Origin of the sequence: Paenibacillus yanchengensis, from assembly GCF_042684845.1 — a bacterium.
Taxonomy (GTDB): domain Bacteria; phylum Bacillota; class Bacilli; order Paenibacillales; family Paenibacillaceae; genus Pristimantibacillus; species Pristimantibacillus yanchengensis.
Genome location: NZ_JBHUMH010000010.1, coordinates 18,645 through 30,328, shown reverse-complemented (window position 1 = coordinate 30,328; position 11,684 = coordinate 18,645). Strand labels below are relative to the sequence as shown.

The following is an 11,684-nucleotide window of genomic DNA, read 5'->3' as shown; positions in this document are numbered from 1 at the left end:
ATATTGAAACGTTTCGAATGACATTGAAATGCCTTAAAGGGATCAATGAAGGGAAATACGAGATGGGGTTTGTTAATGCTATATGTCAATACGGGAATTATAACAACTCGTTTGATATATACGATGCTTATCATCTAATGGTAATTGAAAACTACATTAATAAGGGGAAGCTATACTACAAAAAGGTTCATGTAGGTTGTTCACCTTCACCCGATTCGCAGATTGATCAAAATAATCAAAAGTTATCAATGCTATCCTATCCTTACAAGGCGATATTTATCCCTTCTACTGGGCGAGGTGCAGAAGACGATGGATATTTTGAATCTAAATCAAAAAGTACTTTTCTGTTAAGAAAAAGCGGAAAGTCAGAGGTTGAAGAAGAAGTATTCATTGGGAAACTTAGGCTAGAAGTAGGAACTACCGAATCACATACTACATATAAGCATATTTTTGTAGATGGTGGAGTTGCAAGATGGCCATATAACTCAAATGACATATACCTTTTTTATAATCCGCTTCCGGCCTCCTTATTACTATCTCGTGAAAAGGATAGTATAATTAAAAATCATAATACTAATAATGAGCTCAGAGAGGTATTGAAGTTAGAACTGGAATATACGGGACAATCAGATAATGTCAGCCTTATTCATACTTTGAACAGAGTAAACGATTGTGTTGAGGATAATAATATACCAACCAATCTCTATACCTATACATATTCCCAGCTGGATGTTTCAATTATAGATTTTTATAAGTTTGATCTTAAAGAATTTAGCTCAAGGGATGAATTGTGTATTATAGGTGTTCAGGATAAATACGATAGAAAAACAAATCATATAATTCTTCGACCTAATTCATTCCTTGTTATTACAGTTGCAAAAGATAGGACAAGCGAATATGAAAATGGCCATACATACTTGAAAGTTAGCTTTCAAGTATGGTCTATATAAGCTCTGCTAGGAGATAATAATCGAGCGCTGTAGGTATCTAAAAGACCCTTCTCTTGTTATGGTGAAAGAAGAAAGAGCCATAAAGCTGGCACCAGCCAAGCGGTGACAACTGCTATAATTGACTCGAATTGTTAGAATTAATGTATGTTTGAGTATAGGAGTTAAAGAAAAAAACTTCTGCTTTTTTTCAGTAGAAGAGGCTAAGCTTAAAGAATACTTCTTGGTCCCCCTGTGTCAGAATAGTTGTCGTACCCTTCGATTTCGCCCTACTTATTATACGGGGAACCGTATCATAAGTAGAGCGAAATTTATGGTGTGGTATCTTTACAAATTGTGTCTTATTATTTTATAGAAGGGCATATCGGAAAGTTCGATTATGTAATGTTTTGAGAGCACAAAAACATTTGATGTTAATGCTGCGACTCACTATCTAATGGAAACTCAGGTTAAAAATCATTGGAGGAACATAACAAAGCGATTAAATGATCCATCAAAATAAAAATCTGGACGGAACGATTTGATTATTATTTGAAAACCCACGTTTCGAAAAAAACGTGGGTTTCTCTACAATCTGAGAAGAAGGATAACATCCATCTTCCATTTATATCGCGCTCGCTTACAATATACAAACCATCTGCGTAGACGTTGACCATTAAATTTTAGTTAAGAAGTATTCATCTTCTACCATCTGGAGTACAGAGGATCTGGTCCGGCATGCGTAGGAAAGAGTGGTAGCACTTCCTCAGCCAATTCTTGAATTACTTCGACAGGAGGCCGATTCCCAAATTGAATGCCAAGTGCAGCATGATTGACGCCAGCCGCTTGCCACTCCTCCAAAAGCTGGATCAGACCTGCTCGTCCAGTACGCAAAATATAACCGCCGCGGAGCGGAGTTCTAGGGTAATTGACATCTTCCACAAGGTCAATCCACTCATTGGTCATATGCGGCTTGAACACCCCGCCGGGTATTTTTTCACGCCAAGCACTTATCTTTTGCGCAAGCCTTTGAGGTCCGGAGCCGTCTGCTGTCGAACCTGGATAAGTGAGCCAGCCGTCACTGTGCTCTGCAGTCCAGTCGAGGGATTGCTGGCTTGATCCTGTTACAATGAGTGGAATATCCCCGGTTGCAGGCTTGGGAAGCAATTCTACTCCTTCAAGCTGTCCAAGGAGCGATTGAATGGATGGTCGCCGATGTTGAATGAGGTTGCGAAAGAACGCAATCGATTCTCGAAATCGTACATCACGATGCTCAGCATTGATCCCATAAGCCGGAAATTCTATGGGCCGATCACCTGAGGCAATCCCCATGACAAGTCGCCCGCCAGAAAGTACATCAATCGATGACGCCGATTTCGCCAAATCAACGGGATGGCGAAGTGTGAAAATTGCACTGCCCGTTGCTAAAGATACATTTTTAGTTCTTGCAGCAAGGTAGGCCAAATAGGTGAACGGATCGAAAAGTTGTCCAGCATCCCCGAAGCCAGGATCAAGCAGCGGCACATCTCGCACCCAAACAGCAGAGAAGTTCCGTTGGTCAATCATTTCCACGATATCGGCCTGTCCCTTCAGGATATCCATATGACCATCATAAAATCTTAACGGTAAGAATATACCGATCGTCAATTTATCGGGAGCAAACATACGGCGAAAACCGGGATGTTCCATAAACTTTTCCTTTGTTGCAGTTGGTATTTCTCGTTTCTCAGGTTGTTCCATGTGTCTTAGATTCATGTCCAATTGATTCAGCTCCTAAACAATATGTGATCCAGTCTTCTTGCGTTGCACCCATTTTCATATAAAACGTTTGCGCTCGCTCATTACTGCTTGCCGTCTCCCAAACCATAGATGCATAATCATTTGTGTTTCGGTATAAATTGCAAGCTTCAAACAAACCGGTTCCGATTCCTTCACTACGCATATCTTCTACAACATACAAGTCGTTCATAATCACGATTTTATGAGCTTTGTTTGTGGAGTAGGTGAAATAAAGTGTTGCAAATCCTACGAGCCTGCCATTCTGTTTGGCAACGAATTGAATGCCTTCCTCTCCTCGAAGCAGCATCTGAATAAGGTCAAGTATGCTCTCATCCGTCGGTTGGGGACTTTTGTAGAAATCGACGATATACTCCTGCATAAGCAAGCTGAGCGAATGGATATCCTGTCGCTCTGCAGTTCTTATCACATAATCAGCCATATGGTTCCTCCTTATTCGAATGTAATCATCCAGACGCAATGATGTTCATATTCGCGCATTCCTCTGGAAGTGATATAATTGTAATCGCTAATTGACCCCAATGGTAGAGACAACTCTTAATAATATTATGGGGTCAGATTTGATAATGAGGAGGGCTATCATGATTGATATGACGCTGCTACTGGAGAAAGAGTCCGGAGAACCGTTATATTTACAGCTGTATCAACATATCAAAAAAGATATTATAAGAGGCAAGTTAGCTGCAAAGACACGATTGCCTTCCATCCGTGCGCTTTCATCCCATCTCCATATTAGCCGCAATACGGTAGAATTGGCTTATCACCAGTTGATAGCGGAAGGCTATGTTCAAAGCAGACCAAGGAGCGGAATATTTGTCATTGAATTGGAACTGGAAAAATTGCCTGCGCCGTTTTCAGAAAGTAGAAAGCCCTTAGAAATAAGCAAGCAGGACAGTACTAAGGTTCCATATGATTTTCGATATGGTGACGTGGATGTCGAACACTTTCCGCTTACTACTTGGCGTAAGTTATCTAATCAATGCTTACAACGGAAACAAGCTGAGTTGTTCTCTTATGGCGATCCTCAGGGAGAATATGAACTGCGTATTGAAATTGCTAGGTATTTGTACGACTCGAGAGGAGTAAACTGCTCGCCTAATCAAATTATGATTGGAGCAGGCATTCAATATCTGCTTGGTGTGCTATCCGGATTAGTGGGTGCAAGAGGCAATAGCATTGGAATGGAGGAACCAGGCTATGATGGGGCTAGAACCATTTTCCAACATTATGGATTCAACGTAATCCCTATTCAGCTGGATAAGGATGGGCTTAATATTCACCAGTTATATGAGAGTAGGTCCAGAATTGTCTATATTACCCCCTCTCATCAGTTTCCATACGGGATGGTCATGCCGTTCGCCAAAAGAATGCAATTATTGAAGTGGGCAGAAGAACAAGACGGCATTATTATTGAAGATGATTATGACAGCGAGTTCCGGTATGTCGGCAAACCAATCCCTTCTTTGCAGAGTTTGGATAGCCATCATCGTACCGTCTATCTAGGAACTTTCTCCAAATGTCTTCTTCCATCTCTACGTATTGCCTATATGGTGTTGCCTCCAGCTTTACTGGAGATTTATAATAAACAAAACTATCGACTTTACGATCAAACGGTGTCCCAGCTTCATCAAAATACACTGGAGTTATTTATGAAAAATGGGCATTGGGAAGCCCACATTCGTAAGATGCGCAATGTATATCATAAAAAGCAATCCGTGCTGATTGGAACAATTCGGGAGTTGATGGGTGAACAGACTATCGTGATCGGCCAGGATGCTGGACTTCATGTTTTATTGTGTGTACTTAACGGGATGGATGAGGCTGAACTAATTCAGGCTGCAGAGCAAGCAGGAGTGAGGGTTTACGCCGTGTCCCCCTTTTGGGCGCAGTCATCCCAAGTCGAAACATCGATGGTTCTAATCGGCTTTGGCGGGTTGCGTATTGAGGATATTGTAAAAGGGGTTCATGCTCTGCACCGCGCTTGGTTTTAATTAGTATTACGTTAAGATTAGATTTTTAGTGAAGCGTATAAATATCACTAAAGGAATTTATTTTAAAAAATATGATGATAAGGAGAACCATATCATAAGTGACGGCGAAAAATTTTGGTGTGAAAAGTTGGAAAGTGTTGTAGGGGATGTGGAATAGTTCGACAAAGGGCGCTCCAAAAGTCATAAAATGACGGAGGGACACTCTCTTTTATTTTAATGAGGAAGCGAAGTGCGTAGGTAAGGAGCTGGAGATTGTGCTGAACGTACAAGGCTATATCTCTTCCTGCAAAGGTCATTTCCAAAATTCAGGTGAAAATAGGTAGACTCAAGATAAACGATCACTATAATGAAAATAAGAGACATACATAAAATCGACTTATAGAATATAAACAAACATCATTATGAGTAAGAAAACGACTAGAGGAGGCTATCTTGTGGGAAGATCATTCGCAAATTTGCATATCAAGTCCAAAAATCTTGAGAAGACTGTCGAAGCATTAAGAGCGCTAAGCGAAGCGCATGGCAAACTATTAGGCCATCCAAATAATGAGGCTCAAGAGATCAAAGTTATCATGTACGTAAGCAAAAGTAACGAGAACTGGATCAGTGTACTCCACGATTATTTTGTATGGGGTACAGTGAAGAAGATCGGCAAAACGTTGTCCCGACTGATCGAGGAGCCAGTGATGACCGTCGGATATATGAATGAGGAAATATTGGAGTTGTCGTTTTTCGAGAATGGAGACATTTGGGCTGAAAGAATCTTTTGTGAACAGTGGACGAGGGATGAATATGAACAACTCAAAGAAGAGCGTCTTAATGATGACTACCTGCGAAAAGCGTTGGATATCCATAATGAGGATTTTGACGACTTCATTAGCGTTACGAGTCCGGAACAAGCCGTAGATAAGCTGTCGGAACTCGTAAGAATGTCTTTATGGAGTGATTCGGAGTGGATACCGCACGAAGAATCTCTCAGAAAACGATTTAGTAAATACGTATTTTGAAAATACATGAGCTATATAATACCGAAGCATTGGGGATGAAAAGACTCAACCTGCAATATTTTAAAGGTATTTACTCCAATTGGCTAATGCATATAAAAGAAAATCATTTTGGTAATAGGAGGAGTATTTATGTACATCGTATCTAGGCCAAAACTGTTGTCTGATAGCCAAAACCAAGCACTTACGAAGGAAGACGCCACTGTTTATCCACCGGGCTACCTCCGGTTTTTGCGGCGATTCGGCGAAGGTACTTATAGAGGGTGGTTGAATGTCCAGTTTCCGGATACGGAGGTGCTTAAACCTTTTGCTGAGTACGGGTTATGGGAGCATGACGAAGGCAGCCCCATTACTGAGCAACAGATCGGCGAGTGTATCGTTATAGGTACAACGGTGGACGGTGATTTTCTAGCCGTACATCCCCAGACGGCTGGGCTGCTCTGGCTACCTCGGCATGCGGAGCACGTAAAGGCGATTTCCCTGCAGGCACGGGAGCAGGAAGACGAAGGGATGTACGCCTTGGTGCTGGATGAAATATATCGTCAGGTGTATGGAATTAGTCAAGAGGAAGCCGTCTATTATGAACCGTGGACGGGCACTCGGAGCCATCTTTTTTTTCGATTGCCACAAGGGCAGGACCAGCTTTCACTGCCTGATCTTGCCGGAATGTGCGGAGCGGATTTTCCACCAGATTTGTTCATTGAGACCCGATATGCTTGTTTCCTGTTCTACAGGCAACTAGGTGGCTAAGTACGATTGAATTATGCCTACCAGCAAGAGGTCGTCGTCTTCTATGAACAGGATGCACAACAGGCGTTTGTCGTTATAGAGAAGTGGCTCTTGTCGAAAGGGTGCCAAGCAATTTTAGAGAATAACAGATGATCTGGGTGCTCCTAAGTATGGGAGAGGGAGGTATGCATGAAACTAGTTTTTACTCTGGATACACATGGAACGTGTGTGGGTCAATTGAGAGATGAACTGTTGCCATTAGAGGAGTTAGCAAATACATGGAAGTTTCCCTATGATATCTTTTTTGTATTGCGTGTTTTACCAGAAAGTTATGGTCGGAAAACATTCAGACGTTTTGATAGCAGGGATCATACACTCGAATTAGATATTAGTATAAGTTATGAGCAGTACCAACGGATATCCAAGCATGAGCAACGCGAGGTATTAGGTATTCACCTTTGTAAGTACCTGTCAGAGTCAGTTGCTAAATATAGTAAGCATGCGGATAAGGAAACGCAAAATCAACTAATGGACCTGGTGAGAAAATGGATGCTTGAAAACAATTGGCTAAATGGAAAGATAAATCAAGCACGAAAACTTCTTTCGCAAGACATGGAACTTTATGAAGTCAGCCGAAAATTGCAAATGCCATTAGAAGAAATTGAGTATATCCTTCTCCGCATGAATGACTATGGGCCAACTGACGTTCATCCTGACAACATTATAGTAGGAAAAGCGCCGCCATATCTTTTGTAGAAGGCAGGAGATACATTCAAAACTTACAATAAACCCATGTATAGGGAGAGAGGATCGAACTTATGTATGAACGTTTGGCAGAAAAACTGAAAACGACTTCCGCTTTAAAATGGTTTCCTGGTCATGGTGCGGAAGAGAGCTGGATAGCGGAAGTCGAAGAGGAATTAGGATTCCGCCTGCCGCCATCCTATCGCTGGTGGCTGGTGCATTACGGTAATGCCCAGTTGAGTGGCGGGTATATTCTAACGATTGATGCTCCGGAACACAGAGAGTATTACGACGGCGACCTTCTTTACATACACAGACTGAATAAAGCCGAGGAATGGTGGGTATGCCGCTTTCCCCACAGATTGGACTTGTTCGTGCCGGATAGCGACGAGCTTTATTTTTTCGATACGTCTACTAGAGATAAACAGGGAGAATTTCTGATCATGTGTTATGATCTCATGAATGATTTGATCGACAAGTATGCTTCAACGTTTGCAGAGTTTCTAGAACGGCTGATTGACGAGCGCTCTTAAATAAGAATAAATGATGAGTAGGTTGGAAGCTATGCCCTGCGGCAAATTTTTCGGCGATAGACCCGTTAGTTAAGCTGATCCGTAGGTTCAACAGATTATAGGAGGATTTACAAACGTGCAAAAAGTAGAAAAGTGGGCTTTGATCGATAATCGCGTTGTGCAAATCGACTAACGGAAAGGAGGGCTATTGTTATGAAGCCGATGCAAGAAATAGAGACGATGGCGATAGAGATCGCCGATGCTGCCAGAACGTCATTTCGCACTCTTTTTGAAAATGGTGAACGTTACTATTACTGTACGCTATATACTACTGGAGAGGGACATGCGCCAAGCATCTCCGAACCTGGTCGTGGGAAGCTTTGGAGATGGAATCGACTAGGCAAGGAGAAGTGAGTGACACATCGGAATCGACGATTGCGCAACTCATCAAATGGTTCTACGCCGATTCGCCCTATTGTTGTTTCGGGGATGAGAACTTTGATCACGTTAAACAACGATTTATGGAGCGTCCTTTCATAGCGGATCTTGAGAATGACGAAGGAAATCGCGAGTTTGATTTGAGGCTAAAGGCCATGGAGCTGGAGACGAAAATACTCGATCATGAAGGCGTGTTTTCTTCGAATCAGCCGCGAGAGTCGATATGCGTCCTTGTCGAAGTCATGCCGCCGGATGAGATCAATACCGAAATCGCCCTTCGTTTGAATCGGGCGGAATCACCGGCTATGCAAATGTGCTTGGCAGAAGCAGCGGAGTAGAAGCATTCGCTATCGGGAACTCTGACCGTCTACTATTAGCACGAGAAAAGACGATCCATAGTGAAGTGACAGAGTTGAGGTATGGAGACTTTTTATCCATTTAGTCACGTGCGACGTTATCTTAAAATTTCATTTATAAAACAATATATAGTAGAATTGGGTGTTATTTAATAATAGGGGGGAAGACAAATGAACAAGAAATATTGGATAGGATTAATTGTGGCAGTGTTCTTGCTTGGCAACGCAACTGGAGCATGGGCAGGATCTGCTTGGAAGGAAGTAAAGGCACTTTTTAATTCTTCACTCAAAGTGGAATTGAACGGGCAGGAGATGGATGGTGTCAAAGCGTTACAGTATAATGGAAGTTTATATTTGCCAGCTAAAAGTGTTTCTGATTATTTTGGTCTAACTTCGAAGCTTGTTTTTGACAAAAAAACAAATAAACTAATCATCGGCGGTCCTATGTACTTAAATGTGTCTGATCGGGTCACCAAAAACTTCTTCCATATTGTTGTTAACGGCAATTGGAAACCCTCGATAATGACTGAAAGTCAAAAGATGTACAGTAACTATTATATGGGAGTGGACTTCTATTTAGAGTCAGAGAAAGGCTTAAGTTTGGATAAGTATGTCAAGCAGGAATTGAAAAGTACATTTAAGTATCTCAAAGTGACCCAGCAGATGAACACAAAGGTCGCTGGAGCAGAAGCCAAGGAGATTACATACGAGACAAGTGATGCGGTAGGCAAGTTGCTCTTTATCCAAAAGGATTCCAATTTTGCAACTATAATGTTCTTTGTTGATAAGACTCGGTACCAGGATGATGATTTGAAGGAATACGACAGAATTATTTCTAGTCTCGGCATTCAGTAGATTTTGGCATATGGAATTTTGAGTCGAATACCAATATAAAAAAACGGACGCGCCGGATTAGGTGCCCCGTTTTTTTAATAAAACTTACCGTTACAGACAGAGAGGAGAACCGTGTCATAAGTAACGAAATAGATGTGGGCAATATGCATTACAGTGTCCCTATGAATATATCAAACACAAGGTAGGCATCCCAATTACGCACGCCGTCATCGTTGTACCGGATCTACTTCCATCCCCGGCTTTATGATGAAGGATCATATAAGAAGGTCATAATCCAGTACAGGAAGATCAGGCTTCTCATTATTGACGAGTGGTTCCTAGTTGCCCTTAAAGAAAAGCTCCACAATCTTAAGGTATATTGTTCCTGAGGGATATCTCAAATTGGGATGGCTCTCTTATTGACGTACTAGCTATGCTCCATCTGCAACTATTTCTCCATCCTTTAATTCAATAATACGATTACATTGATTTGCTACATCTGTATTATGTGTCACAATAATAATTGTGTTTCCATGTTGATTTAATCTTTTTAATACCTGCATAATTTCTTCAGTTGTATTTGAGTCGAGTGCTCCTGTTGGTTCATCTGCCAAAATAAATGATGGATTATTCACTATCGCACGAGCAATTGCTACTCTTTGTTGCTGTCCCCCAGAAAGCTGTAACGGTCGTTTATACATGTGGTCTTCTAAGCCTACAGATATTAATGCATCTTTGCTTCTTTGTAATGCCTCTTTATGAGTTACTTTTTTCTTGCTATACAAGTTATAAAATTGTAGATTTATCTTAACATTCTCCAACGCAGATAACTCATTGATTAAGTTGAAGTTTTGAAATACAAACCCAATGTTCTTGTTTCTGGTGAAAGCTCTCTCTTTCTCTTTTAATAAGCTCATATCTTTATCATCCAAGAAATATGTACCAAGTGACGGTCGGTCTAGTAGTCCCAGAATATTAAGTAATGTAGATTTCCCCGATCCAGATGGACCCATAATGGCAATCATTTCACCATGATGTATGCGTAGGGATATGTCTTTTAAGACATTTATTCTTTCTGCTACTTCAAAATATTTATTAATTCCATTTAGCTCAATATAGCTCATCTACTTATTCACTCCTTTAATCAAATCAATTGGTTCTATCTTCTTTAGTTTTATAAAAGGCATGATTGTAGATAGCATAATGCAAATAATCATAATGACGAATGCAATAGCAATAACAGATGAATTCATTATGAGTGCTTCATTAACTAAAAGGGTTGCAAACAGAATTTTACAAATAACTATAGCTAAAATGAAGGAAACCCCAAAAACAATGATTATTTCCCCGAATACTAAACGAATCATATTGTTTTTTGTAAATCCTAATGAATAGTAAATGCCAAAATCTTTGTACCTTGTAGATATACTAGTTAAAATAGCACCGATACTTCCTAACAACGATAGTAATAAAAGAATGGCAGCGAAAGTTGTTGTACTTATAATAACTACTTTTCTACCTTCATTATAGGAGTCTATTTCATCCTGCAATGTAGTATATTGTAAATCCAACCCGTTATGATCAAACACCGATTTAATTTGCTTCAAGTTCTCTTCTCTTGTTTCGTGCTCTGGCAATTGAATTAACGAGTTGTATGCAAATGACATAGCTAATTCAAACTCCTTAAATTGGGGAGCTAAGATAAACTCTTTATTGTTTATAATATTTTCACTAATATAAGTTGAATTCCCAGGCCAAAAAAGTACAGAAGATGCCAGTATTCCAACAACCTTAATTTCTATCTTTTCATACTTTTGTGTCTGTCCATTTATATAATATAGTTGATAAGTTTTTCCTACTTTATATTGATCTTTCAGTGCAGAACTAACAACAACAGGTATATTTTTAGAAGAATGCAAATTAGTTTCTAATGGTTTTATTGTTCCTTCCTGCAAAGTAAGTTTCGACATTTCAATACTGTCGTTGTTTAGAATATATAAACGTGATTCTTTCTTTATTTCTTGTTGATTGGGACTGTCATAAACATACATAGTCTCAAACAAACCTAGTTTTTCAACTAGATTCTTTTCCTTTAGTTGTTTGAAAACATTGCTATATTCATTAAGCATATCTAAATTTTTTTCTGCTAAACCAATATCTATATTAATATAAGCATGAACTGTATCTAAGGGTACCAACGCTTCAACACTTTTTTTATATTGTAGCAGATTAAAAATAGAGGTTAATCCAAATATTAACGCAGCAAAACCAATTGTAAACTGTACCATCAGCAATAAAAATTTACTTTTCTTATTGATCATTGATTGGTAGATAAGTCTTATCAAATATAACA

General features: G+C 40.1%; 13 protein-coding genes. 9 read left to right on the top strand and 4 right to left on the bottom strand.

Going from position 1 to position 11,684, the window contains the following annotated elements; all coding sequences use genetic code 11:
- The first annotated feature begins 62 nt into the window (after positions 1–62).
- Entirely contained in the window at positions 63–950 is an 888-nt protein-coding gene (locus ACFSTH_RS02515) for a hypothetical protein (protein ID WP_377769778.1), read from the top strand.
- 681 nt (positions 951–1,631) lie between these two features.
- Here the strand turns inward: ACFSTH_RS02515 and ACFSTH_RS02510 are convergent.
- Both ACFSTH_RS02510 and ACFSTH_RS02505 read right to left on the bottom strand, forming a co-directional pair.
- A complete protein-coding gene (locus ACFSTH_RS02510) occupies positions 1,632–2,681 on the bottom strand; it encodes an LLM class oxidoreductase (RefSeq protein WP_377769824.1) in 1,050 nt (349 codons plus the stop codon).
- Positions 2,653–3,144: a GNAT family N-acetyltransferase gene (locus ACFSTH_RS02505; RefSeq protein WP_377769779.1), complete on the bottom strand. Its 492-nt coding sequence runs from the start codon at positions 3,142–3,144 to the stop codon at positions 2,653–2,655. The genes ACFSTH_RS02510 and ACFSTH_RS02505 overlap by 29 nt, the downstream gene beginning before the upstream one ends.
- A gap of 160 nt (positions 3,145–3,304) precedes the next feature.
- Between ACFSTH_RS02505 and pdxR the strand changes: the two genes are divergently transcribed.
- The 8 genes from pdxR (at position 3,305) to ACFSTH_RS02465 (ending at position 9,352) form a co-directional block, all read left to right on the top strand.
- The gene (pdxR, locus tag ACFSTH_RS02500; protein ID WP_377769780.1) at positions 3,305–4,714 is read left to right on the top strand and encodes a MocR-like pyridoxine biosynthesis transcription factor PdxR; all 1,410 of its coding nucleotides are present in this window, start codon (positions 3,305–3,307) and stop codon (positions 4,712–4,714) included.
- Between the two features lie 434 nt (positions 4,715–5,148).
- Positions 5,149–5,721: a hypothetical protein gene (locus ACFSTH_RS02495; protein ID WP_377769781.1), complete on the top strand. Its 573-nt coding sequence runs from the start codon at positions 5,149–5,151 to the stop codon at positions 5,719–5,721.
- Positions 5,722–5,850: 129 nt separating this feature from the next.
- On the top strand, positions 5,851–6,468 hold the full coding sequence (locus tag ACFSTH_RS02490; protein WP_377769782.1) for a hypothetical protein: 618 nt from the start codon (positions 5,851–5,853) through the stop codon (positions 6,466–6,468).
- Between the two features lie 168 nt (positions 6,469–6,636).
- On the top strand, positions 6,637–7,203 hold the full coding sequence (locus ACFSTH_RS02485; protein WP_377769783.1) for a hypothetical protein: 567 nt from the start codon (positions 6,637–6,639) through the stop codon (positions 7,201–7,203).
- A 62-nt stretch (positions 7,204–7,265) separates the two neighbouring features.
- A complete protein-coding gene (locus tag ACFSTH_RS02480; protein ID WP_377769784.1) occupies positions 7,266–7,724 on the top strand; it encodes an SMI1/KNR4 family protein in 459 nt (152 codons plus the stop codon).
- Between the two features lie 192 nt (positions 7,725–7,916).
- Positions 7,917–8,117 carry a DUF4303 domain-containing protein gene (locus tag ACFSTH_RS02475; protein WP_377769785.1) on the top strand — a complete coding sequence of 67 codons (201 nt, stop codon included), beginning with the start codon at positions 7,917–7,919 and terminating at the stop codon, positions 8,115–8,117.
- Complete coding sequence (locus tag ACFSTH_RS02470; RefSeq protein WP_377769786.1) at positions 8,090–8,479, top strand: DUF4303 domain-containing protein; 390 nt, start codon at positions 8,090–8,092, stop codon at positions 8,477–8,479. The genes ACFSTH_RS02475 and ACFSTH_RS02470 overlap by 28 nt, the downstream gene beginning before the upstream one ends.
- 189 nt (positions 8,480–8,668) lie before the next feature.
- Entirely contained in the window at positions 8,669–9,352 is a 684-nt protein-coding gene (locus tag ACFSTH_RS02465) for a hypothetical protein (RefSeq protein WP_377769787.1), read from the top strand.
- Between the two features lie 410 nt (positions 9,353–9,762).
- Here the strand turns inward: ACFSTH_RS02465 and ACFSTH_RS02460 are convergent, their stop codons facing one another.
- Both ACFSTH_RS02460 and ACFSTH_RS02455 read right to left on the bottom strand, forming a co-directional pair.
- On the bottom strand, positions 9,763–10,455 hold the full coding sequence (locus tag ACFSTH_RS02460; RefSeq protein WP_377769788.1) for an ABC transporter ATP-binding protein: 693 nt from the start codon (positions 10,453–10,455) through the stop codon (positions 9,763–9,765).
- Positions 10,456–11,676, bottom strand: a complete 1,221-nt coding sequence (locus ACFSTH_RS02455; protein ID WP_377769789.1) for an FtsX-like permease family protein — start codon at positions 11,674–11,676, stop codon at positions 10,456–10,458.
- Positions 11,677–11,684: the final 8 nt, after the last annotated feature.